Origin of the sequence: Rhodanobacter umsongensis, assembly GCF_042654965.1 — a bacterium.
GTDB classification, from domain to species: domain Bacteria; phylum Pseudomonadota; class Gammaproteobacteria; order Xanthomonadales; family Rhodanobacteraceae; genus Rhodanobacter; species Rhodanobacter umsongensis.
This window is the reverse complement of the sequence record NZ_JBHSMK010000009.1, coordinates 180,565-203,806: the sequence shown is the minus strand read 5'-3', so window position 1 is coordinate 203,806 and position 23,242 is coordinate 180,565. Positions and strand designations below refer to the sequence as shown.

17 protein-coding genes and 1 tRNA gene are annotated in these 23,242 nt (G+C 63.5%); 16 read left to right on the top strand and 2 right to left on the bottom strand.

The window, feature by feature from the left end; all coding sequences use genetic code 11:
* The first annotated feature begins 4 nt into the window (after nucleotides 1-4).
* From nuoL to ACFPME_RS13490, 13 genes are all read left to right on the top strand, one after another.
* Complete coding sequence (nuoL, locus tag ACFPME_RS13550) at nucleotides 5-2,047, top strand: NADH-quinone oxidoreductase subunit L (protein WP_377306182.1); 2,043 nt, start codon at nucleotides 5-7, stop codon at nucleotides 2,045-2,047.
* Nucleotides 2,048-2,060: 13 nt separating this feature from the next.
* On the top strand, nucleotides 2,061-3,569 hold the full coding sequence (locus ACFPME_RS13545) for an NADH-quinone oxidoreductase subunit M (protein WP_377306180.1): 1,509 nt from the start codon (nucleotides 2,061-2,063) through the stop codon (nucleotides 3,567-3,569).
* Nucleotides 3,570-3,581: 12 nt separating this feature from the next.
* Nucleotides 3,582-5,036: an NADH-quinone oxidoreductase subunit NuoN gene (gene nuoN, locus ACFPME_RS13540; protein ID WP_377306178.1), complete on the top strand. Its 1,455-nt coding sequence runs from the start codon at nucleotides 3,582-3,584 to the stop codon at nucleotides 5,034-5,036.
* A gap of 111 nt (nucleotides 5,037-5,147) precedes the next feature.
* Nucleotides 5,148-5,224 (top strand) — tRNA-Met (locus ACFPME_RS13535).
* A gap of 198 nt (nucleotides 5,225-5,422) precedes the next feature.
* Entirely contained in the window at nucleotides 5,423-5,965 is a 543-nt protein-coding gene (locus tag ACFPME_RS13530) for a ribosome maturation factor RimP (RefSeq protein WP_377306784.1), read from the top strand.
* 106 nt (nucleotides 5,966-6,071) lie between these two features.
* Entirely contained in the window at nucleotides 6,072-7,577 is a 1,506-nt protein-coding gene (gene nusA, locus ACFPME_RS13525) for a transcription termination factor NusA (RefSeq protein ID WP_377306176.1), read from the top strand.
* A gap of 130 nt (nucleotides 7,578-7,707) precedes the next feature.
* Entirely contained in the window at nucleotides 7,708-10,542 is a 2,835-nt protein-coding gene (infB, locus tag ACFPME_RS13520) for a translation initiation factor IF-2 (protein ID WP_377306174.1), read from the top strand.
* Between the two features lie 101 nt (nucleotides 10,543-10,643).
* Entirely contained in the window at nucleotides 10,644-11,027 is a 384-nt protein-coding gene (gene rbfA, locus ACFPME_RS13515; RefSeq protein WP_377306172.1) for a 30S ribosome-binding factor RbfA, read from the top strand.
* 27 nt (nucleotides 11,028-11,054) lie between these two features.
* Nucleotides 11,055-11,981 carry a tRNA pseudouridine(55) synthase TruB gene (gene truB, locus ACFPME_RS13510; protein WP_377306170.1) on the top strand — a complete coding sequence of 309 codons (927 nt, stop codon included), beginning with the start codon at nucleotides 11,055-11,057 and terminating at the stop codon, nucleotides 11,979-11,981.
* 157 nt (nucleotides 11,982-12,138) lie between these two features.
* The gene (rpsO, locus tag ACFPME_RS13505) at nucleotides 12,139-12,408 is read left to right on the top strand and encodes a 30S ribosomal protein S15 (protein WP_007513234.1); all 270 of its coding nucleotides are present in this window, start codon (nucleotides 12,139-12,141) and stop codon (nucleotides 12,406-12,408) included.
* 25 nt (nucleotides 12,409-12,433) lie between these two features.
* Nucleotides 12,434-14,548: a polyribonucleotide nucleotidyltransferase gene (gene pnp / locus ACFPME_RS13500; RefSeq protein ID WP_377306167.1), complete on the top strand. Its 2,115-nt coding sequence runs from the start codon at nucleotides 12,434-12,436 to the stop codon at nucleotides 14,546-14,548.
* Between the two features lie 92 nt (nucleotides 14,549-14,640).
* Complete coding sequence (locus ACFPME_RS13495) at nucleotides 14,641-15,762, top strand: poly(R)-hydroxyalkanoic acid synthase subunit PhaE (protein WP_377306165.1); 1,122 nt, start codon at nucleotides 14,641-14,643, stop codon at nucleotides 15,760-15,762.
* A 12-nt stretch (nucleotides 15,763-15,774) separates the two neighbouring features.
* A complete protein-coding gene (locus tag ACFPME_RS13490) occupies nucleotides 15,775-16,845 on the top strand; it encodes a class III poly(R)-hydroxyalkanoic acid synthase subunit PhaC (protein WP_377306163.1) in 1,071 nt (356 codons plus the stop codon).
* A 171-nt stretch (nucleotides 16,846-17,016) separates the two neighbouring features.
* On the opposite strand, the gene ACFPME_RS13485 is transcribed toward ACFPME_RS13490, so the two are convergent.
* A complete protein-coding gene (locus ACFPME_RS13485; protein ID WP_377306161.1) occupies nucleotides 17,017-17,985 on the bottom strand; it encodes a TolB family protein in 969 nt (322 codons plus the stop codon).
* 111 nt (nucleotides 17,986-18,096) lie between these two features.
* On the opposite strand from ACFPME_RS13485, the gene mtnA reads away from it, so the two are divergent.
* A complete protein-coding gene (gene mtnA / locus ACFPME_RS13480) occupies nucleotides 18,097-19,125 on the top strand; it encodes an S-methyl-5-thioribose-1-phosphate isomerase (protein WP_377306159.1) in 1,029 nt (342 codons plus the stop codon).
* 313 nt (nucleotides 19,126-19,438) lie between these two features.
* A complete protein-coding gene (gyrA, locus tag ACFPME_RS13475; protein ID WP_377306157.1) occupies nucleotides 19,439-22,054 on the top strand; it encodes a DNA gyrase subunit A in 2,616 nt (871 codons plus the stop codon).
* A 67-nt stretch (nucleotides 22,055-22,121) separates the two neighbouring features.
* On the opposite strand, the gene ACFPME_RS13470 is transcribed toward gyrA, so the two are convergent.
* Nucleotides 22,122-22,604 carry a peroxiredoxin gene (locus ACFPME_RS13470; protein ID WP_377306155.1) on the bottom strand — a complete coding sequence of 161 codons (483 nt, stop codon included), beginning with the start codon at nucleotides 22,602-22,604 and terminating at the stop codon, nucleotides 22,122-22,124.
* 133 nt (nucleotides 22,605-22,737) lie between these two features.
* On the opposite strand from ACFPME_RS13470, the gene ACFPME_RS13465 reads away from it, so the two are divergent.
* Nucleotides 22,738-23,187: an Hsp20/alpha crystallin family protein gene (locus ACFPME_RS13465; protein WP_377306153.1), complete on the top strand. Its 450-nt coding sequence runs from the start codon at nucleotides 22,738-22,740 to the stop codon at nucleotides 23,185-23,187.
* Nucleotides 23,188-23,242 lie beyond the last annotated feature (55 nt).

Sequence of the window (23,242 nt, the reverse complement as noted above, 5' to 3'; positions counted from 1 at the left end):
TCCGATGCAGCTTTCGACATCCATCCTGCTGACGATCGCCCTCGCGCCACTGGCCGGCTGCCTGCTGGCCGGCTTCCTGGGCAGGTTCCTCGGCCGCGCCGGTTCGCACACCGTCACCATTCTCGGAGTGGCGATTTCCTGCGCGCTGTCGTTCCACGTGCTCTACCAGCTCACCCTGGGTGGCGCCGCGACGTACAACCAGAACATCTACACCTGGTTCCAGATCGGCCACTTCAACGCCAGCGTCGGTTTCCTGGTCGACCGCCTGACCGCGATGATGTTGGTGGTGGTGAGCTTCGTATCACTGCTGGTGCACGTCTACACCATTGGCTACATGGCTGACGACGACGGCTACAAGCGGTTCTTCAGCTACATCTCGCTGTTCACCTTCTCGATGTTCATGCTGGTCATGAGCAACAACTTCATGCAGCTGTTCTTCGGCTGGGAAGCGGTGGGCCTGGTGTCGTACCTGCTGATCGGCTTCTGGTACAAGCGGCCGACCGCGATCTTCGCGAACCTGAAGGCATTCCTGGTCAATCGCGTGGGCGACTTCGGCTTCCTGCTGGGTATCGCGGCGGTGCTGTATTTCCTCGGTACGCTGGATTATGCAACCGCGTTCGGCGCGGCGCCCTCACTGGTCGGCAAGACCCTGCAGATCACCGCAGGCACGCATTGGGATGCCGCCACGGTGATCTGCATCTGCCTGTTCATCGGCGCCATGGGCAAGTCGGCGCAGGTGCCGCTGCACGTGTGGCTGCCCGACTCGATGGAGGGCCCGACCCCGATCTCCGCGCTGATCCATGCGGCCACGATGGTCACCGCCGGCATCTTCATGGTGGCGCGCATGTCACCGCTGTTCGAGCTGTCGTCGACTGCTCTCAGCTTCGTGCTGGTGATCGGTGCGACCACGGCGCTGTTCACCGGCCTGATCGGCATCGTGCAGAACGACATCAAGCGGGTGATCGCGTACTCCACGCTGTCGCAGCTGGGTTACATGACGGTGGCACTCGGCGTGTCGATGTACAGCGGCGCGGTGTTCCATCTGATGACGCACGCGTTCTTCAAGGCGCTGCTGTTCCTCGGCGCCGGCTCGGTGATCATCGCAATGCATCACGAGCAGGACATGCGCTACATGGGCGGCCTGCGCAAGTACATGCCGATCACCTGGATCACGATGTGGATCGGCTCGCTGGCGCTGGTGGCGGTGCCGTTCACCTCGGGATTCTACTCGAAGGACGCGATCATCGAGGCGGTCGGCCTGTCGCATCGCTGGGGCGCGAATTACGCCTACTTCTGCGTGATGGCCGGCGCGCTGGTGACGGGGTTGTATACGTTCCGCCAGATGTACCTCACGTTCCACGGCAAGGAGCGCTTCACCGTGGCCGAACACCACGGCCATGGCCACGATGACCACGACGGTCACGCCCACCACGAGCCCGGTGTGCTGGCGCACCCGCCGAAGGAATCGCCATGGGTGGTGACGCTGCCGCTGGTGCTGCTGGCCATCCCGTCGCTGCTGGTCGGGTTCTTCACGGTGGATCCGGTGCTGTTCGGCAACTGGTTCGGCAGCGCCATCCACGTGGATGAGGCGAACAACGTGCTGGCCGAGCTGGGCCACGAGGTCCATGGGGCCATGGCAATGGCGCTGCACGGGTTTATCCAGTTGCCGTTCCTTCTGGTGGCAATTGCGTTCGTCAGCTGCACGTACATCTATCTGTTCAATCCGGCTTTGGCCGGCCGGATCAAATCTGCGTTGAATCCGTTGTGGACGGTGCTGGACCGCAAGTACTGGGTCGACGACGTGTACTTTGCGCTGTTTGCCCGCGGCGGCGTGATGCTGGGACGCGGCTTCTGGAAAGTGGGTGAACGCGGGGCGATCGATGGCGCCATGGTCAACGGCTCGGTGGGTGTGGTGCATCGCATCGCCGCGATGATGCGTCGCCTGCAGTCTGGTTACCTCTATCACTACGCGTTCGCGATGATTCTCGGCCTGATCCTGCTGCTTGGCGGGTATTGGTTCATTGGTACCGGGCTGGCCGGGCAATAAGGAAACGGGATCCATGTTCAATCACTTGCTAAGCCTGCTGATCTGGCTACCCGTCGTCGGTGCCATCCCGGTGTTGCTTGCCGGTGCGGCACGGCCCAACCTGGTCCGCTGGCTGTCGCTGCTGGTGGCAGCGGCGACTTTCGTCGTCAGCCTGTTTCTGCTGCTGCAGTACCACCCCGATGCAGGCGGCATGCAGCTGACCGAAAGTTACCTGTGGATTGCCTCGTGGGGCGTCCATTACGGACTGGCCGTGGACGGCATCTCGGTGGCGCTGATCGTCATGACGACCTTCGTCGGCATCCTGGTGATCGCCGGCGCATGGGAAGTCATCCAGGACAGACCGCATCAGTACATGGCCGCGATGCTGATGCTGGAAGGCTTGCTGATCGGCGTGTTCTGCGCCACCGACGCGTTGCTGTTCTATGCGCTGTTCGAGGCGATCCTGATCCCCATGTTCATCCTGATCGGCATCTGGGGTGGCCCGCGGCGCGTGTATGCGACGCTGAAGTTCTTCATCTACACGTTCTTCGGCTCGGTCTTCATGCTGATCGCGCTGCTGTACCTGTACCAGAAGGCCGGCACGTTCGATCTGGCCACGCTCGCGGCGCTGCCGCTGACGATGAAGGAGCAGACTTGGGTCTTCTTCGCGTTCCTGATCGCGTTCGCGATCAAGGTGCCCATGGTGCCGGTGCATACCTGGCTGCCGGACGCCCACGTCGAAGCACCGACTGGCGGTTCGGTGGTGCTGGCGGCCGTGATGCTGAAGGTAGGCACTTACGGGATGCTGCGCTTCATCCTGCCGATCGTGCCGGACGCGGGTGCGCACTTCGCCTGGCTGATCATCGTGCTGAGCCTCATCGCGATCGTCTATATCGGCTATGTCGCGCTGGTGCAGGAGGACATGAAGAAGCTGGTGGCGTATTCGTCGGTGGCGCACATGGGCTTTGTCACCCTGGGCATCTTCATCGCGTTCGCGCTGGTGCGCGAGCAGGGCAGCACCGACATGGCTCTGCTCGGCATGCAGGGCGCGATGATCCAAATGATTTCGCACGGCTTCGTTTCCGGCGCGATGTTCACCTGCATCGGCGTGATGTACGACCGCACGCACACGCGCCAGATCAAGGATTACGGCGGCGTCATCAACGTGATGCCGTGGTTCGGCTTCTTCTACGTGCTGTTCGCGATGGCCAATTGCGGCTTGCCTGGCACCAGCGGTTTCGTGGGCGAGTTCATGGTGATCCTGGCCAGCTTCGCGGCCAATCCGTGGATTGCGCTGTTTGCAGCGTTCACGCTGGTCATCGGCGCGGCCTACACGTTGTGGCTGGTCAAGCGCGTGCTGTGGGGCGAGATCACCAATCCGCACGTCGCTGAGATGAAGGAAATCAACGGCCGCGAAACATTCGTGCTGGCCGCCTTTGCCGCCGCCGTGCTGGCGCTGGGCATATGGCCGCAGCCGCTGGTCCATCTGATGGACAGTTCGGTAGCGCAGCTGGTGCAGCAGCTCGCCATTCACAAGATTTGATCGGGATCGAACATGCCAACCTTGAATGACATCCTGATCCTTTTGCCAGAGTTCTATCTGGTGGCGGCGGCGTGCCTGCTGTTGCTGATGGACGCCTTCATGAAGCCGTCGCAGCGACCGCTGCTGCACTGGATATCCATCGTGGTGTTGCTGGTGGCCATCTATCTGGTGATTGTCGGCCAATCGGAACAGGCGATGACCGCGTTCGGCGGCATGTTCGTGCGCGACGACGTGGCCGAGATCCTCAAGGTGTTCGCGCTGGGCACCACCGCCATGGTGTTCGTCTACGCGCGTCCCTACCTGATCGACCGCAAACTGGTCAGCGGTGAGTTCTACACCCTGATGATCTTCGCGGTGATCGGCATCATGCTGCTGGTCTCGGCCGGCAACCTGGTTACCGTGTACCTGGGGCTGGAGCTGTTGTCGCTGTCCTCCTATGCGCTGGTTGCGCTGAATCGGGATGCCAAGCTGCCACCGGAGGCGGCGATCAAGTATTTCGTGCTGGGCGCGCTGGCCTCGGGCATGCTGCTGTATGGCATGTCGATGGTCTACGGTGCCTCCGGCATGGGTGGTACGCCGACGCTTGACCTGGCTCAGCTGCACAACGTGCTGAGCTACACCACGGCGCCGACCCTGCTGCTGTTCGGCCTGATCTTCATGATCGTGGGCATCGGTTTCAAACTCGGTGCGGCGCCGTTCCACATGTGGATTCCCGACGTCTACCAGGGCGCGCCGACGCCGGTCACAACCTTTATCGCCTCGGGGTCCAAGCTGGCCGCCTTCGGCATGGCATACCGCCTGCTCGATTCGGGAATGGGCGATCTGGCGCACCACTGGCAGCTGATGCTCGCGGTGCTGGCGGTGTTGTCACTGACAATCGGCAACCTCGTCGCGATCGTGCAGACCAATCTCAAACGCATGCTGGCGTATTCGACCATCTCGCACATGGGCTATCTGCTGCTGGGGCTTGCCGCGGCAGGTCCCGAAGGGTATGCCGCGGCGATGTTCTACGCGATCTGCTATGCGTTGATGGGTGTGGCCGCGTTTGGCGTCATGCTGGCGCTGAGCCGCGCGGGGTTCGAATGCGAGGAGATCGCGGACTTCAAGGGCCTCAACCAGAGGTCGCCGTGGATGGCATTCGTGATGCTGCTGGCCATGTTTTCGCTGGCCGGCGTCCCGCCACTGTTCGGCTTCTGGGCCAAGGTGCTGGTGCTCGAAGCGGCGATCCATGCGGACATGCTGTGGCTGGCCATCGTCGGCATCGTGTTTGCCATCATCGGCCTGTATTACTACCTTTACGTGATCAAGGTGATGTACTTCGATGCGCCGGTTGAGGGCAGCACGCTGCGTGTCCAGTCGGACAAGCCGCTGCGCGTGGTGCTGTCGCTGAACGCGTTGTCGTTGCTGGTGCTGGGCGTGTACTGGGGTCCGCTGCTTTCCTGGTGCCGCCGCGCGTTCGGGCTTTGATTCCTGCCCGCGTGGCCGCCGGAACACCGAGGCTCGCGCAACTTCGGCGGGAATGTGGGTGTTTTAGGCTTGCAAGAAACCGGCCACCCCGCTAAACTCTTCGGACTCTGATGCGGGGTGGAGCAGTCTGGCAGCTCGTCGGGCTCATAACCCGAAGGTCGCAGGTTCGAATCCTGCCCCCGCTACCAGATCTTTCTTGGTGCAAGAAAGCCTCCTAGTGAGGCTTTTTTGTTGGGCGCACGGATGCGTCATGCCGGATCGCGGTCAGGCGCCGGTGGCGGACGGCTCCGGACGGAGAGGAACATCGGCGGAATAAGGAAATGGGCCGTTGGAGCCCATTTTTTGTTTCCGTCGTTCAGACACGGCGACACGCGGAACGTGAACTCATGGATACAAAGGCATTGGCACAACGCTTCACCGGGGTACTGGCCGATCTGGGCCTGGAGTGCCTTGGGGTGGAGTTCAACCCTTCGCAAGGGCAGAGTACCCTGCGCATCTACCTGGACTTGCTGGACAAGAGCGCGCCCGACGGCGAACGGCGGGAGGTTGGCATCGAGGATTGCGAGACCGCCAGTCGCGAATTGTCCGCGTTGCTCGATGTTGAGGATCCGATCCCCGGCAATTACGTGCTGGAAGTTTCCTCGCCGGGCATCGATCGGCCACTGTTCACCGCCGCGCAGTTTGCGCGGGTTTGCGGGCAGGAAGTGAAGGTGGTGCTGAAGGCGCCTCTTGACGGACGGCGTCGACTGCGCGGCATGTTGAGCTCGGTGGAAGGTGAGCGGATCACGCTCGAAGCCGAGGGCAAGACCATTGAGTTCGAGCATGCGCTGGTGGAAAGCGCACGCGTGGTACCGGATTGGGTGGCGCTCGGTTATGCGCCGCAACCCAAGCCCGGTGGCAAGGCGCCTGGAAAGAAGCGGGCTGAGTGAAAATTGAATAGTGCGGCCACGGATGGCCGCTTTTGATACTGGCGTTCAGGGATGAACGCAAAAGCTAATCGATCGGACGCCACTGGGCGCCTATGGAGTTGCTGCAATGAGCAAAGAACTTTTGCTGGTCGTCGACGCGGTCGCCAATGAAAAGGGCGTGCCGGAAGAAGTGATTTTCGAGGCCATGGAGGCTGCGCTGGCCTCGGCTGCGAAGAAGCGCTATCCCGATGAAGAGCCCGACATCCGCGTATCCATCGACCAGAACACCGGCGAATACCAGACGTTTCGCCGCTGGGAGATCATTGCGGACGATGGCGAGATGGAGTCGCCGTCCTATCAGCTGCGCCTGATGGATGCGCTGGACGAGCGCGCCGACGCCGAAGTGGGCCAGTACATCGAGCAGCAGGTCGAGAACGCCGAGTTCGGCCGTATCGCCGCGCAGGCCGCCAAACAGGTGATCGTGCAGCGCGTGCGCGAAGCCGAGCGCCAGCAGGTGGTGGACGCGTTCGCCGATCGCGTGGGAGAGCTGGTCACCGGCATCGTCAAGCGCGTCGAGCGAGGCAACATCTACCTCGACCTGGGCAGCAATGCCGAGGCGTTCATCCCCCGCGACAAGACGATTCCGCGCGAATCGGCCCGCGTCGGCGACCGCGTTCGCGGTTATCTCTACGAAGTGCGTTCCGAGGCTCGGGGCCCGCAGCTGTTCGTGTCACGCGCCGCGCCGGAATTCATGATCGAGCTGTTCAAGCTGGAAGTGCCGGAAGTCGGCCAGGGCCTGGTCGAGATCAAGGGCTGCGCCCGCGATCCGGGCGACCGCGCCAAGATCGCCGTGCTGGCGCATGACAGCCGCACCGATCCGATCGGCGCGTGCATCGGCATGCGCGGTTCGCGCGTGCAGGCGGTGTCCAACGACCTCAACGGCGAGCGCGTCGACATCATCCTGTGGCACGAGAACCAGGCGCAGTTCGTCATCAATGCGATGGCGCCGGCCGAAGTGCAGTCGATCATCATGGATGAGGAAAAGCACTCGATGGACATCGCGGTGGCCGAAGACAAACTGTCCCAGGCGATCGGTCGCGGCGGCCAGAACGTGCGCCTGGCCAGCAAGCTCACCGGCTGGCAGCTCAACGTGATGACGCAGGATCAGGTCACCGCCAAGAGCGAGTCCGAGCAGGAGGCCGCGCGCCAGCTGTTCATGGACAAGCTCGAAGTGGATCAGGAGATCGCGGTCATCCTGGTGCAGGAAGGCTTTTCCAGCGTCGAGGAAATCGCCTATGTGCCCAGCGCCGAGCTGCTGGCCGTGGAAGGTTTCGACGAAGACATCGTCGAGGAGCTGCGCGCCCGCGCCCGCGATGCGCTGCTGACCGAGGCACTGGCGGTGGAGGAGGGCGTCGACGAACATCAGCCGTCCGACGAGTTGCTGGCGCTGGAAGGCATGGATGAGCCGACGGCTTATGCACTGGCCGCGCGCGAAGTGAGTACGGTCGACGATCTGGCGGATCTTGCGGTGGATGACCTGATCGATATCGAAGGGATGAACGAGGAACGCGCTGCAGCACTGATCATGGCGGCACGTGCACCGATGATCGCGCGGCTGGAGAAAGGCGGCTAACCGCGAACGGCGGCACCCTGGACGGGTGTGCCGAGAAGGGCTTTAAGAAGCCTTTCACCATGGATGGAGGTGGCGGCATGGATAATGTCGCACTGATGATAAGCGCGGGAACGGCGGAGCAAAGAACACGATGTCGGACGTCACGATCAAACAACTCGCCCAGGTGCTGGGCATGCCAGTCGACCGGTTGCTCACGCAGCTGGGCGAGGCGGGCATGAAATTCTCCGATCAGGAGCAAGTCATCAGCAGCACCGAAAAAGTGAAGCTGCTGGGCTTCCTGCGGCGCACGCATGGCAAGAGCGAAGCCGCCGCCGAGGTCGACGACAGCGCGCCACGCCAGATCACCCTCAAGCGCCGCACGGTGGGCGAGCTGAAGGTGGCCACGCCGGGCGGGCGCGGTACTGCAGGCACGGCCAAGACGGTCAACGTCGAGGTTCGTGCCAAGCGCACCTATGTCAAGCGCAGCGTGATCGCCGAGGAAGCCAGCGCCGAACCGGAGCGCGAGGACGCCGTACGCAAGTTGCAGGAGTCGCAGCAGCAGCGCGAACAGGAAGCGCAGGATCGGCTGGATGCCGAGCAGCGCCGTCACGAGGAGGCGCAGCAGCGCGCGCTCGACGAGCAGCAGCGCAAAGACGAGAAGGCACAGCGTCAGGCCCACGTGGCCCCTGCCGCCGAGCCGATCGCCGACACCCGTGCCGAGGCTGCACCGTCGGAACCGGTCGCCGAGGCGGCCGTGTCGGACCTGGTCGACGATGGCGCCGGTTCCGTGCAACGCATGGATCAGCGCGACCTTGGCATGATCCTGCCGCGCATCCATGAGCCGCGCAAACGCGAAAAACTGGTCAAGCCCGTTGTCGTGGCGCCACCTGTGGTCGCCCCGGCGAAACCGGCCGTGCGCGCGCCGTTGACGGCGGGTGCCGCTGCGCCTGCGCCGGCCGCCGCTGGCGATGCAAGCCGCGGCAAACCGAAGCATGCGCGTGAACGCAACGAGAATGCGGGCAGTGCTGGCGGCAAGGACAGTCGCGAGGGCGCCAAGCGTTTCGCTGGCGGCCAGATGCATTTGAGCGAGGCCGATCGTGCGCGTCGCTCATCCTCCAGCAGCAAGCGCGGCAAGCCCGGTCGCAGCAGCGGTCGCGAGATGATGTCCCGTGGCGGCAACCCGCCCAGCGGTCCGCACGGGTTTTCGCGCCCTACTGCTCCGGTGGTGCGCGAGGTGGTCGTCGGGGACACCAATGTCGTTGCCGAGCTGGCGCAGAAGATGGCGGTCAAGGGTTCCGAGGTGGTCAAGGCGCTGTTCAAGATGGGCGTGATGGCGACCATCAACCAGACCATCGACCATGACACCGCCGTGCTGGTGGTGGAGGAACTCGGCCATACGCCGGTTGCCGACAGCCAGAACAACGCCGAGGAGACGCTGGCGGCACACACCCAGAACGTCGAACTGGAAGGCGAGAAGATCACGCGCCCGCCGGTGGTCACGATCATGGGCCACGTCGATCACGGCAAGACCTCGTTGCTCGACTACATCCGGCGCACGAAGGTCGCTTCCGGCGAAGCGGGTGGCATCACCCAGCACATCGGCGCGTATCACGTGGATACGTCCAAGGGTGTCATCACCTTCCTGGATACCCCCGGCCATGCCGCGTTCACCTCGATGCGCGCCCGTGGCGCGCAGTCGACCGACATCGTGATCCTGGTGGTCGCCGCGGACGATGGCGTGATGCCGCAGACCGTAGAAGCGGTGAAGCATGCGCGCGCCGCCAAGGTGCCGCTGATCGTTGCGGTCAACAAGATGGACAAGGACGGCGCCAACCCGGACAACGTGAAGCAGGGTCTGGTGCAGTACGAAGTGGTGCCGGAAGACTGGGGCGGCGACGTCCAGTTCATTCCGGTGTCGGCCAAGACCGGTGCAGGCATCGAGGATCTGCTCGATGCGATCTCGGTGCAGGCCGAGGTGATGGAATTGAAGGCCGTGGCCGATGGCCGCGCCTCTGGCGTGGTGATCGAATCCAGCCTGGATCGTGGCCGTGGACCCGTGGCGACCGTGCTGGTGCAGCAGGGCACGCTGCGCAAGGGCGACTTCATCGTCTGCGGCATCGAGTACGGCCGCATGCGTGCGCTGATCGACGAAACCGGCAAGCAGGTCACCGAAGCCGGCCCGTCGATTCCGGTGCAGGTGCTTGGCCTGTCCGGCGTGCCGGAAACCGGCGACGATTTCGTCTGCGTCGAGGACGAGCGCCTGGCCCGTGAGGTTGCCCAGGAACGTGAACTCAAGCGCCGCGAAACGCGCATGGTCAGCAAGAGCAACCGGCTCGAGGACATCATCGCCAAGATGGGCCAGGGCGTGGAGCAGCAGACGCTCAACATCCTGGTCAAGGGCGACGTGCAGGGTTCGGTCGAGGCGTTGCGCGAGTCGCTGACCCAGATCGGCAACGAGCGGGTCCGGGTCAACGTGGTCTCGTCCGGCGTTGGCGGCATCAACGAATCCGACGCCACGCTGGCAGCGGCCTCGAAGGCGCTGATCATCGGCTTCAACGTGCGCGCCGATGCATCCGCGCGCAAGGTGATCGAGACGGCGGGTCTGGACGTGCGCTACTTCTCGATCATCTATGACGTGATCGATCAGGTTACCCAGGCGGCTACCGGCCTGCTTGGCATGGAAGTACGCGAGGACATCATCGGCACCGCCGAAGTCCGTGACGTGTTCCGCAGCTCCAAGTTCGGCGCGGTGGCCGGTTGCATGGTCACCGAAGGCACGGTCAAGCGCAGCAAGCCGATCCGCGTGCTGCGCGACAACGTGGTGATCTTCGAAGGCGAGCTGGAATCGCTGCGCCGCTTCAAGGAGCTGGTCGACGAAGTGCGCAACGGCATGGAATGCGGTATTGCCGTGAAGCAGTACAACGACGTCAAGCCGGGCGACCAGATCGAGTGCTTCGAACGCACCGAAGTGGCGCGGACGTTGTAGCGCCAACAACGGGAATGGGGAACAAGAGCTGAGAAGCTCCCCCATTCCCCATTCCCCATTCCCCGTTCCCCGTTCCCTTTTCTCATCTGATTTCCAGTCCTATGCCTTCCCGCGATTTCAAACGTACAGACCGCATCGGCGCCGAGTTGCGCCGCGAGCTCGGCTTGCTGGTGCATGCGGCGGTGCGCGATCACGGGCTGCCGTCGGTCAGCGTGTCGGACGTGGAGATCACCCGGGATCTGGATTGGGCCACGGTATGGGTGACCGCGATGTTGCCTGAGCAGGGCTTGCCGGCGGTGAAGGCGCTCAATGCCATCGGCCACGAGATCCGCCATTCGCTGGCGCACAGCGGCATGCGCATGCGGCGGGTGCCGGAGTTGAAGTTCAAGTACGACGACTCGGTCGACAAGGGCGAGCGCATCGAGTCGCTGCTGCGTCAGCAGGCGCGCGATCTGACGCCGCCGGGCGGCGGCAAGCAGGACTGAACGGTCACATTGGGTATCGCCGAACCGATGAGTCGTCTGCCGCGTATCCAGCACCGTGACCTGCACGGCATCGTCTTGCTCGACAAGCCGCCGGGCCTGAGTTCCAACCAGGCGCTGCAGGCCGTGCGCAAGCTGTTGCGGGCAGCCAAGGGCGGCCATACCGGTGCGCTCGACCCGCTGGCCACCGGCTTGCTGCCGTTGTGCTTCGGCGAGGCAACCAAGCTCGCGGGCAGCCTGCTCGGCGCGCGCAAGGCGTATGTTGCCGAGTGCCAGCTTGGGATCAGCACCGATACCGCCGACAGCGAAGGTGATGTCGTGCAGCGGCGCGCGGTGCCGGAACTGGACGTGGTCACCGTCGAGGCTGCGCTGGCCCGGCTGCGCGGCCGTATCCTGCAGGTGCCGCCGATGTATTCGGCGCTGAAGCAGGATGGCGAGCGTCTGTACGCGAAAGCACGGCGTGGCGAAATGGTCGACGTGCCGCCGCGTGAAGTGGACGTGCACCGGCTCGATCTGCTGTCGCGCAACGGCGACACGCTGCAGCTGCTGGTGGAATGCGGCTCCGGCACCTATGTGCGCTCACTCGCAGTGGACCTGGGCGAGAGTCTGGGTTGCGGCGCGCACCTGACCGCGTTGCGGCGCATCTGGGTCGAGCCGTTCCGGGAGCCGCGCATGGTGACGATCGACCAGCTTCAACAGGCGGCGGAGCGGGGCGACGAATGCCTGCTGGCGTGGATGATGCCGGTGTCCGCTGCGCTGTCCGACCTGCCCGTGCTGCGGCTGGATGAAGCACAAAGCATGGCGATCTCCCGCGGCCAGCAGATCGTGCTGCCAGGCCTGCTCGAGGCAGGGCGATGCGCGGCATTTTCCAGCGACGGCGCATTGCTGGCCTTGCTGGAGCCGGACGACAACGGTCGCGCGCGCATCCTGCGCGGCTTCAACCTGCCGCCGGAGTGACGAATTTTCCGCTGCGCACTTGTTGTGACACCGCTCCCATCAGTAGAATAGGCAAGTTATTTCAACGCTTTCATTCATCTAGGCGAAGCTTGTGCTTGCGTCATCGCGATGATGCAAGCACAAGCTTCGCATCGCCTTTCCAAGGAAACGTATACCCATGTCTCTTACCGCAGAACAGACCGGCAAGATCATTGCTGATTTCGGCCGTGTGCCGAACGATACCGGCTCGACCGAAGTCCAGGTGGCGCTGCTGTCCGCCCGCATCGACCATCTCACCGGCCACTTCAAGGAGCACAAGCAGGATCACCATTCCCGCCGTGGTCTGTTGAAGCTGGTCAACCAGCGCAAGCGCCTGCTCAGCTATCTGAAAGATCGCGACCTTGCGCGCTACCAGACCCTGATTGAACGCCTCGGCCTGCGCCGCTAATCCACCGGACGAGGAGTACATCAACGTGGCAAAAGTAACCAAGTCATTCCAGTACGGTAGTCACGAAGTCACGCTGGAGACGGGCGAAATTGCCCGACAGGCGTCCGGCGCGGTGATGGCCAGCATGGGCGGCACCGTGGTGCTGGTCACCGCCGTGGCGGCCACCAAGCAGAAGGAAGGTCAGGATTTCTTCCCGCTCACCGTCGACTACGTCGAGAAGTTCTACTCCGCCGGTCGAATTCCCGGCGGCTTCTTCAAGCGCGAAGGCCGCCCGACCGAGAAGGAAACGCTCACCTCGCGCCTGATCGATCGTCCGGTGCGTCCGTTGTTCCCGGAAGACTTCAAGAACGAAGTGCAGGTCATCGCCCAGGTCGTCTCGCTGAATCCGGAAGTTGATGGCGACATCGTCGCACTGCTCGGCGCCTCGGCTGCGCTGAGCCTCGCCGGTATCCCGTTCAAGGGTCCGATCGGTGCCGCCCGCATCGGTTATGCCAACGGCAAGTACCTGCTGAACCCGTCCGCGACCGAGCTGAAGACCTCCGAGCTGGACCTGGTCGTCGCTGGCACCGCCGGTGCAGTGCTGATGGTGGAGTCGGAAGCGAAGCTGCTGTCCGAAGACGTCATGCTCGGCGCGGTGATGTTCGGCCACCAGCAGATGCAGACCGCGATCCGCGCGATTGCCGAGCTGGCCGCCGAGGCAGCCAAGCCGTCGTGGGATTGGCAGGCACCGGCACGCAACGAGTCGCTGGTTGCCGCGCTCAAGGGCGCCGTCGGCAACAAGCTGGCAGAGGCATTCCAGGTGCGCGACAAGCTGCAGCGCCGCGATGCGATTTCCGCGATCAAGGCCGACGTGCTGGCTGAGCTGAAGGCGCAGGCCGAGGCAAACGCCTGGGCGTCGGGGGAGCTGTCGAAGGAGTTCGGCGAGCTCGAGTATCACACCATGCGCGACAGCGTGCTGAAGACCAAGGTGCGCATCGACGGCCGCCAGCTGGACGACGTGCGCGCCATTACCGCCCGTGTCGGCGTGCTGCCGCGCACGCACGGCTCCGCGCTGTTCACCCGCGGCGAGACGCAGGCGCTGGTCGTCATCACGCTGGGCACCACGCGCGATGCCCAGATCATCGATGCGCCGGGGGGCGAGTCGAAGGATCCGTTCCTGTTCCATTACAACTTCCCTCCGTTCTCGGTGGGTGAGGCCGGCCGTTTCGGCGCGCCGAAGCGCCGCGAGATCGGCCACGGCCGCCTCGCCAAGCGTGGCGTGCAGGCGGTCAAGCCGACGATCGAGGAATTCCCTTACGTGGTGCGCGTGGTCTCGGAGATCACCGAATCCAACGGTTCCTCGTCGATGGCCTCGGTCTGCGGTTCCTCGCTGGCGATGATGGATGCCGGCGTGCCGCTGAAGGCTCCGGTGGCCGGTATCGCCATGGGCCTGGTCAAGGAAGGCAGCGACTTCGTCGTGCTGTCGGACATCCTTGGCGACGAGGATCATCTCGGCGACATGGATTTCAAGGTGGCCGGCAGTGCCGACGGCATTTCCGCGCTGCAGATGGACATCAAGATCGACGGCATCACCGAAGAGATCATGAAGGTGGCGCTGGAACAGGCCAAACGCGGTCGTCTGCACATCCTCGGTGAAATGAGCAAGGCGCTCACCACCGCCCGCACGGAGATGAGCGAGTACGCCCCGCGCCTGATCACCATCAAGATCCACCCGGACAAGATCCGCGAAGTGATCGGCAAGGGCGGCGCCACGATCCGCTCCATCACCGAAGAAACCGGTACCACGATCGACATCAGCGACGACGGCACCATCATCGTCGGCTCGGTCAATCGCGAGGCGGGCGAAGCGGCCAAGAAGCGCATCGAGCAGATCGTTTCCGACGTCGAGCCGGGTCGCATCTACGAGGGCAAGGTCGCCAAGCTGATGGACTTCGGCGCATTCGTCACGATCATGCCGGGCAAGGACGGTCTGGTGCACGTGTCGCAGATCTCCGACGAGCGCGTCGAGAAGGTTTCCGACAAGCTCAAGGAAGGCGACATCGTCAAGGTCAAGGTGCTCGAAGTGGACAAGCAGGGCCGCATCCGGTTGTCGATGAAGGCCGTGACCGAGGACGAGCGCGCCAGCGGCGCCACTGCTTGAGTTTCCGGTAAAGCGATTCCACAAGGCCCGGCTCATGCCGGGCCTTGTGCGTCAGGGGCATGGGCGATCTTGTGCAGCACGCTTTTGCTACGATGTTCGGAACCCTGGGCGAGGACGTACCGATGGCCGATCCGGCAAATGATTTCATCAGGGATTATCAGGCGCTGGCACAGCAGTCCTGGGACGCGTGGACACGCCAGCTGCAACAGCTGCAGCCGTCGCCTGCGGCGGCAAATCCATTCTTTGCGCCGCCGCCAGCGCCCGCTTCCGGCAACGATACACTCGAGCGTACGCTGTCCGGCCTCAAAGGATATTTTGACTGGATGCAGGCCGCAGCCACAGGCGGCGCGGCGGCCCAGCCGGCTGACTGGCGCCAGCAGTTGCAGCAGATGTTCGGCGCAGCCGGCCAGCCGTTTGCGCAGGCATTTGGTGGTATCGACAGCGCCGGCGCGGAAAGCTTTGCGCATCAATGGCAATCCTGGATGCAGGCGGCGCAGCACAGCGGTTTCGGCGATCTGCCGGGCACGCATGGGCCGGTGCCGACCTTTGGCCAGAATCGCGAGCAGCAGATGCAGCAGCAGGCGATGGCTGCCGCTGCGTTGGAATCATTGCAGGCCTCGGCACGCTATCAGTCCTTGATCCAGCGTGCCAACGCGCAGGGCATGCAACGTCTGCAGGACAAGCTGGCCGAGCATGCAGAACCCGGGCGCCAGATTGATTCGTTGAAGGCGTTGTATGACCTGTGGGTGGACGCGGCGGAGGAGTCGTATGCCGAAATCGCGTTGTCCGATGAGTTTCGCGAAGCCTATGGCGAGATGGTCAACACGCAGATGCGCGTGCGCCAGATGCAGCAGCAACAAACCGAACAGATGTGCCGGCAACTCGGCATGCCGACGCGCACCGAAGTATCGAGTCTCGGGGAACGGTTGCAGGCTTTGCGCCGCGAGTTCCGTGCCAGCCGGGGGCCGGCCACCGAAGACCGCGCCGACGAAATCATGACGTTGCGCCGCGAAGTAACCGCGTTGAAGAGGCAGCTCGCCGGCCGCCCGGCGGCGAAGCAGACTGCTCGGGAGAAGCCGTCGGCTTCGGCAGTAAAGAAGGCCATTCCGAAGACGCCGGCAAAACGGGCGGGCAAGGTGGCCAGCAAGGCGGCCAGCAAGGCCAGACCCGCGACCGTCGCCAAGTCGCGGACCATCCCGCGCAAGCGCAAGTAAGGAGACGCCGCCATGTACACGCCGTTGCGCATCGATCCAAGCAAGGCCCTGGGCGATATCGCCACCTTCCAGCGCAAACTGGCCGCCGGCATGGGTCATTTGCGTGGCATGCGTGAGCCCGAGTACGCGAATACCCCGCGCGAGCTGGTCTACAGCGAAGACAAGCTGAAGGTGTGGCACTTCATCGGTCATGGCAAGGCCACCGCGAAGACACCGCTGCTGATCGTGTACGCGCTGGTCAACACGGTATGGATGACCGACCTGCAGGCCGACCGTTCGATGGTGCGCAACTTGCTGGAGCAGGGTGAGGACGTCTACCTGATCGACTGGGGCTATCCCGACGGCGCCGACCGCTGGCTGACCCTGGATGACTACATCAACGGCTACCTGGATCGTTGCGTCGATGCAGTGCGCAAACGCCACGATCTGGATGCGATCAACCTGCTCGGTATCTGCCAGGGCGGCGCGTTCTCGCTGTGCTACGCCGCACTGCACGCGGACAAGGTGAAGAACCTGATCACCATGGTCACGCCGGTGGATTTCCACACGCCCGACAACATGCTGTCGCACTGGTGCCGCAACATGGACGTGGATCTGTTCGTCGATACCATGGGCAATATTCCTGCCGACCTGATGAACTATGTCTATCTCACCTTGAAGCCGGTACGACTGAACCAGCAGAAGTACGTCGGCATGGTTGACATTCTGGACAACCCCACCGAGCTGGAGAACTTCCTGCGAATGGAACGCTGGATCTTCGATTCGCCGGATCAGGCGGGCGAGGCGTTCCGCCAGTTCATCAAGGACTTCTACCAGGGCAACAAGCTGGTCAAGGGCACCCTCGAGATCGGCGGCCGGCCGGTGGATCTGGGCATGATCACCCAGCCGGTGCTGAACATCTTCGCCGAGCAGGATCACCTGGTGCCGCCCGATGCCTCGCGTGCGCTTGGCAAACATGTCGGCACTACCGACTACACCCAGTTGGCGTTCAAGGGTGGCCACATCGGTATCTACGTTTCCGGACGCGCGCAACGCGAAGTGCCGCCGGCAATCCACGAATGGCTGGCGGAGCGGTCCCGCTGAGTTCAACGCGATGGAGGTGGGTGGCAGTTTGCTGATCATCGACGGATGACATGCAAACTGTAGGCACCCATGGCATGGGCGATGACCAGCACCCTGTTGAAGTGCGATGCCTGCCTTCGCAGGAATGGCGATGGTGGGGAAGGGCGGGTGTGCCGGCTTCTCCTGTTTTTGTCATTCCTGCGAAGACAGGGATCGCATTTCGATACGAGGCATGGTCATGGACAGGCGGCTCGCGGCCGGACAGGCCGGCGGCCACGCTTCGGCACCGTCCGGCTGCCAGACATAGAACTCGCCGGAGCGCCGTCCCTTGGTATCGCGCGCGAACAGCAGGGATTTTCCGGTCGGCGAGAATGCCGCGCCGATTTCGCTGCCGTTGACGTTCACCGTCGGCCCGAGGCTACGGCGTTCGCTCCAGCCATTCTCCCGGCGCTCGCTCTGATACAGGCCGCCATCGGCCATCACGATCAGCCGCTGGCCGTCGGGTGAGGGTAGTGGTTCGTACTCATCGCCCGGCGTGTTGATCGCCTTGCCCAGGTTCTCCACCTGCCAGTGGCCCGAGCGATCTTCGCGGGCACGCCAGATGTCGGTCTTGCCGAAACCGCCCGGGCGACCGGAACCGAAGTACAGCCAGCCGTCCGTTGCCGGGCGCGGGAACCATTCCTGGCTTCGCGAATTGACCGGTGGCGGCAACCGTCGCGGCTCGCCCCAGCTGCCCTCATCGCCGCGATCGACCTCCCAGATGTCGAGATCCTTGTGCTTCTGGCCATCGGTCGAACGGGTGGAGATGAAATACAGGCGTTTCCCATCGGAGGTGATGAAAGGGTCGGCCTCCACGCCATCGCCCGCGAAGCTGGCATCGACAGGCGTTCCCCAGCCGTCGGCGTTGCAGTGGCTGAGCATGATTCGCCAGCCGCGGAAGCTCGGTGAGCTGCGCACGAAATAGAAGTCGCCGCGTTCCAGATCGAAGGCGCCGTGCGATTCGAACAACTCCGACGCGATGCGCGGCGGTGTCCACGGCACTGCGGTAGTCGTGGCCGGCGGCTCGGTCGCCCGCACGACGATGCTCGCGCCGAACAGGCCCAGGGCGAGCGAAAGACGCCAGCCGGTTGTGCGGTTCGGGTAGCCCTTGCCGTTCGTCATGCGCGTACTCCCATGGTTTAGTCGGGGCGACTATAAGACGGTTGCAGAGCGGCCGAACGTGCCCGGACGCATGCTACGCTTTCCTTTTCCATGCATGCCGTCCGACAGCCAATGACGATTTCGCCGACGCCGACCTGCGAACACGATTCCATCCGTGCCGTGCAGTGGCAGGACGATCATTTGCGACTGCTCGATCAGCGTCTGCTGCCGGCCGACGAACGCTGGATCGATTGCCGCGATGCGGGGCAGGTCACCCAGGCGATCCGCGATCTGGTGGTGCGTGGAGCACCGGCCATCGGCATCGCTGCAGCCTGGGGCGTGGCGATGGCTGCGCGGCAGGGTGCGGCGCTGGAACCCGTGTTGGCAATGTTGCGTACCGCCCGCCCCACGGCGGTGAACTTGATGTGGGCATTGGACCGGATGAAAAAGCGCATTGCCGCCGGTGCCGATGCCGACGCACTGGTGCGCGAGGCGCAGGCCATCCAGGACGAAGACCTGGCCGCCAACTGGCGCATGGGAGAGCTGGGCGCGTCACTGATCACTGCCGGTTCGGGTGTGTTGACCCATTGCAACACGGGCTCGCTGGCCACGGCCGGTTACGGCACGGCGCTGGGCGTGATCCGTGCGGGTGTGGCGGCGGGGCTGATCGCGCGGGTCTATGCCGGCGAAACCCGGCCATGGCAGCAGGGTGCCCGGCTGACCATGTGGGAGCTGGTGCGCGACGGTATCCCGGCCAAGTTGATCGCCGATTCCGCTGCCGCGCACCTGATGAAATCCGGTGCCGTGCAATGGGTGATCGTGGGTGCCGACCGCATCGCCGCGAACGGCGATACCGCGAACAAGATCGGCACCTACCAACTGGCGATCGTCGCGAAATACCACGGCGTGAAATTCATGGTGGTGGCACCGTCCTCGACGGTCGATATGGCGACCGGCTCCGGCGAGGAAATCGAGATCGAGCTGCGCGACGCGACCGAACTGCTGAGCACGGCCGGCAAACGCACCGTGGTCGATGGTGCGCAGGCGTGGAACCCGGTGTTCGACGTGGCCCCGGCCGAACTGATCGATGCGATCGTCACCGAGCGTGGGGTGATCGAGCGACCGAACAGCATCTCGATGCAGGCGATGTTCGGTTGGTGAAAGCGCTGTTCTCGAGCCGTTTGCAAGCGTGCCCTGAACCCATCGCGTTGCCGGATTTTGCAGCCGGCAATGCAGGCTGTCCGCGCCCATCGGCGCCACGTCGTCACCTCCACTTCCGATCAAATTTTCAGCAGCCCGCGGGATGCTTTCCACGGGTAGTGAAACACTAATGCAAGTTGTTGATTTTAAACAATTAAATACTGACGTTTTGAAGCTGTTCGTGCTATACTCAGCAAGTTGATTTCGGGTCGCTTGCGCATGCGCTGGAGGCGCGGCGCCAGCGTCCTTTTTCCGTTATCAGGGAAGCCGATTCATGGCAGAACTCGCCAAAGAAATCATTCGCGTCAACATCGAAGATGAGATGCGCCAGAGCTACCTCGATTACGCCATGAGCGTGATCGTGGGCCGCGCCTTGCCGGATGTCCGCGATGGTCTGAAACCCGTGCATCGCCGCGTGCTGTTTGCGATGAACGAACTGGGCAATGTGTACAACAAGCCATACAAGAAGTCGGCCCGCGTGGTCGGCGACGTGATCGGTAAATATCATCCGCATGGCGACCAATCGGTCTATGACGCGATCGTGCGCATGGCCCAGCCTTTCTCGCTGCGCTACCTGCTGGTCGACGGCCAGGGCAACTTCGGTTCGGTCGACGGCGATAACGCCGCCGCGATGCGATATACCGAGGTGCGCATGTCGCGCCTTACCCACGAGCTGCTGGCCGACATCGACAAGGACACCGTCGACTTCGGTTTCAACTACGACGAAAGCGAGCGCGAGCCGCTGGTCCTGCCCGCCCGGATCCCGAACCTGCTGATCAACGGCTCAACCGGTATTGCCGTGGGCATGGCCACCAATATTCCGCCGCACAACCTCAACGAGGTGATTGCGGCGACGATGGCCCTGATCGATGAACCGTCGCTTGGCATCGATGAGCTGATGCACTACATCCCTGGGCCGGATTTTCCGACCTACGGCATCATCAACGGTTCGTCCGGCATCATCGAGGCGTACCGCAGCGGCCGCGGCCGCATCCTGGTGCGCGCGAAGGCCGAGGTCGAGACCGAAGCGAACGGCCGCGAGACGATCATCGTCCATGAGCTGCCTTACCAGGTGAACAAGGCGCGCTTGATCGAGAAGATCGCCGAGCTGGTCAAGGAAAAGAAGCTCGAAGGCATCAGCGAGCTGCGCGATGAATCCGACAAGGACGGCATGCGCGTCGTCATCGAGATCCGCAAGGACGCAATGGGCGACGTGGTGCTGAACAACCTGTTCCAGCAAACCCAGATGCAGGTGACGTTCGGCATCAACATGGTCGCGCTGCTGGATGGCCAGCCGAAGTTGCTGAACCTCAAGGACATCCTCGAGGCGTTCATCCGGCACCGTCGCGAGGTGGTCACCCGTCGCACCATCTTCGAGCTGCGCAAGGCGCGTGCTCGTGCGCATATCCTTGAGGGCCTCACCGTCGCACTGGCCAACATCGACGAGATGATCGAGCTGATCAAGACTTCGTCGTCGCCGGCCGAGGCGCGCGAGCGCATGACGGCACGTCGCTGGGAAGCGGGCCTGGTGCGGGCGCTGCTTTCGGCCACCGGCGCCGAGGCGTCGCGACCGGAGGAGATGGACCCGCGCGATGGCCTGAAGGAGGACGGCTACCAGCTTTCCGAAGCGCAGGCGCTGGAGATCCTGGCGATGCGTCTGCATCGCCTGACCGGCCTGGAGCAGGAAAAGCTTTCCGACGAGTACCGGCAGATTCTGGAAACCATCCGCGGCCTGATCGAGATCCTCGAAAATCCCGAACGTCTGCTCGAGGTGATCCGCAGCGAACTCGAAGCTGTCAAGGAGGAGTTCGGCGACGCCCGCCGCACCGAGATCCAGCATTCGCAGGAGGACCTCAACGTCCTCGACCTGATCGCGCCGGAAGACATGGTGGTGACCTTGTCGCATACCGGCTACATCAAGCGCCAACCGGCCAACACGTATCGCGCGCAGAAGCGCGGGGGCAAGGGACGCTCTGCTTCGGCGTTGAAGGACGAGGATGTAGTGGAGCGGTTGTGGGTGGTCAACACGCACGACACCCTGCTCGCGTTCACCAGCACCGGCCGTGTCTACTGGCTCAAGGTTTACCAGATACCCGAGGCCGGTCCCGGTGCACGTGGCAAGCCGATCATCAACCTGCTGCCGCTGGGCGAAGGCGAGAAGGTGCAGGCGGTGTTGCCGATCCGCGAGTACAGCGAGGACAGCTTCGTGTTCTTCGCCACCAGGTTCGGTACGGTCAAGAAGACCCCGCTGACCGAGTTCGCGTTCCAGTTGCAGAAGGGCAAGCTCGCCATCAAGCTGCATGACGGCGATGCGCTGGTCAACGTCGAGATGACCGATGGCAACAGCGACATCCTGCTCTTCGCGTCCAACGGCAAGGTCAACCGTTTCGACGAGAATACCGTGCGCTCGATGGGCCGCACCGCTGCCGGCGTGCGCGGCATGAAGCTGGCCAAGGGTGCGCACGTGGTGTCCCTGATCGTTGCCGCCGAGGGCGACATCCTCACTGCGACGGAACGCGGCTATGGCAAGCGCACCCAACTGGTCGAGTTCACCAAGAAGGGGCGCGGGACCCAGGGCGTGATCGGCATCCAGTGCTCGGAACGCAATGGCGCGCTGGTCGGTGCCGTGCAGGTCACCGAAGCGCACGAGTTGATGCTGATTTCCAATCAAGGCACGCTGGTGCGTACCCGTGTGGCGGAGGTCTCGCAGCTTGGTCGCAATACCCAGGGCGTCACCCTGATCCGGCTGCCTGCCGATGAAACGCTGGTCAGCGTGATGCGGCTGGAGGCCGAAGAGGACAACGGCGAGGAGGCCGAGGTCATCCATGCCAATGCACCGTCCGGTGGCGATGGCTTCGATGAGGTCGAGCCCGCCGGCGCCGGCGAATGAGCCGGACAAAAATCTGAATCGAGGACCCCGGCGATGCCGGGGTTTTTCGTTGCTGGGCCAGTGTTGCCTAACGGGCGATGGCGTCCAGCATCGCCTCGGCGCTGGAAACGCGCAGCTCGCCGGGTGCATCGACCTGCAGCAGACGTACCACACCGTCTTCCGCGTACAGCGCGAAGCGGCGCGCGCGCAGGCCCATGCCGAAGGCACTGCCGTCAAGTTCCAGCCCCAACGCGCGGGTGAAGCTGGCGTTGCCGTCGGCCAGCATGAACAGGCCTGCGGGGACGTCCTGCGAAGCAGCCCATGCCTGCATCACATAAGCATCGTTGACCGCCAGGCACATCACGCTGATGCCCCGCCGCTGAAACTCGGTGAAGTGCTTCGCGTACCCGGGCAGATGCTTGTTGGAGCAGGTCGGGGTGAACGCGCCGGGTACGCCGAACAGCAGCACTTTTCGGCTGGCGAACAAGTCACCGGTCTGAGCCGGGCGGATCTGGCCGTCGGCGATCTGGATGGCGATGTCTGGAACCGTGTCGCCGGGCTGGATGCTCATGGCTGTCTCGGATGGGGGAAGCCCTGAATGCTAATCGCGCGGTCCGGGGTTGTCGCCTTGAATCGTCCGCCAGAGCACCTATTTTCCGAACAAGCGGCGATTGGCCGCCATCCCCAACCAGAGGAGACATACGATGAATCCGGTTCGTCATGGCATCTGGAACACCAACGGCCTGCCCGAGGAAATGCGGCAGGTGTTCGATCGGTTCCTGCAGCCGGAAGACAGCGACGCATCCAACGTCGTCACCAGTCAGTGGGCACCGCGCGTGGACATTCGGGAGGACGAGCAGCGCTTTGTGATCCTGGCCGACATTCCTGGCGTGGATCCGGCCCAGATCGAGGTGAGCATGGAGAAAGGGATCCTCACCATCAAGGGGGAGCGCGAGGCCGCCAGCGCCGAGTCGAACGGCAAGTTCACCCGCGTGGAGCGTGCACGAGGGGCCTTCCATCGCCGTTTCGCACTGCCGGACAGCGCCGATGCCGATGGCATCACCGCGAACGGCAAGTTCGGTGTGCTGGAGATCGCGATACCGAAGAAGGCCCAGGCGACGCCGCGACGCATTACCATCAACGCGAGCCACTGAGACAAGGGGCGGTTGCGAGGTGTCCCGCGGCGGAGTCGATCCGCCGCGGGTTTTT

Bases quoted from the DNA above. Each gene is read 5' to 3' on its own strand.
- nuoL (WP_377306182.1), top strand. From the start codon at position 5: ATGCAGCTTTCGACATCCATCCTGCTGACGATCGCCCTCGCGCCACTG.
- ACFPME_RS13545 (WP_377306180.1), top strand. From the start codon at position 2,061: ATGTTCAATCACTTGCTAAGCCTGCTGATCTGGCTACCCGTCGTCGGT.
- nuoN (WP_377306178.1), top strand. From the start codon at position 3,582: ATGCCAACCTTGAATGACATCCTGATCCTTTTGCCAGAGTTCTATCTG.
- ACFPME_RS13530 (WP_377306784.1), top strand. From the start codon at position 5,423: ATGGATACAAAGGCATTGGCACAACGCTTCACCGGGGTACTGGCCGAT.
- nusA (WP_377306176.1), top strand. From the start codon at position 6,072: ATGAGCAAAGAACTTTTGCTGGTCGTCGACGCGGTCGCCAATGAAAAG.
- infB (WP_377306174.1), top strand. From the start codon at position 7,708: ATGTCGGACGTCACGATCAAACAACTCGCCCAGGTGCTGGGCATGCCA.
- rbfA (WP_377306172.1), top strand. From the start codon at position 10,644: ATGCCTTCCCGCGATTTCAAACGTACAGACCGCATCGGCGCCGAGTTG.
- truB (WP_377306170.1), top strand. From the start codon at position 11,055: ATGAGTCGTCTGCCGCGTATCCAGCACCGTGACCTGCACGGCATCGTC.
- rpsO (WP_007513234.1), top strand. From the start codon at position 12,139: ATGTCTCTTACCGCAGAACAGACCGGCAAGATCATTGCTGATTTCGGC.
- ACFPME_RS13495 (WP_377306165.1), top strand. From the start codon at position 14,641: ATGTTCGGAACCCTGGGCGAGGACGTACCGATGGCCGATCCGGCAAAT.
- ACFPME_RS13490 (WP_377306163.1), top strand. From the start codon at position 15,775: ATGTACACGCCGTTGCGCATCGATCCAAGCAAGGCCCTGGGCGATATC.
- ACFPME_RS13485 (WP_377306161.1), bottom strand. From the start codon at position 17,985: ATGACGAACGGCAAGGGCTACCCGAACCGCACAACCGGCTGGCGTCTT.
- mtnA (WP_377306159.1), top strand. From the start codon at position 18,097: ATGACGATTTCGCCGACGCCGACCTGCGAACACGATTCCATCCGTGCC.
- gyrA (WP_377306157.1), top strand. From the start codon at position 19,439: ATGGCAGAACTCGCCAAAGAAATCATTCGCGTCAACATCGAAGATGAG.
- ACFPME_RS13470 (WP_377306155.1), bottom strand. From the start codon at position 22,604: ATGAGCATCCAGCCCGGCGACACGGTTCCAGACATCGCCATCCAGATC.
- ACFPME_RS13465 (WP_377306153.1), top strand. From the start codon at position 22,738: ATGAATCCGGTTCGTCATGGCATCTGGAACACCAACGGCCTGCCCGAG.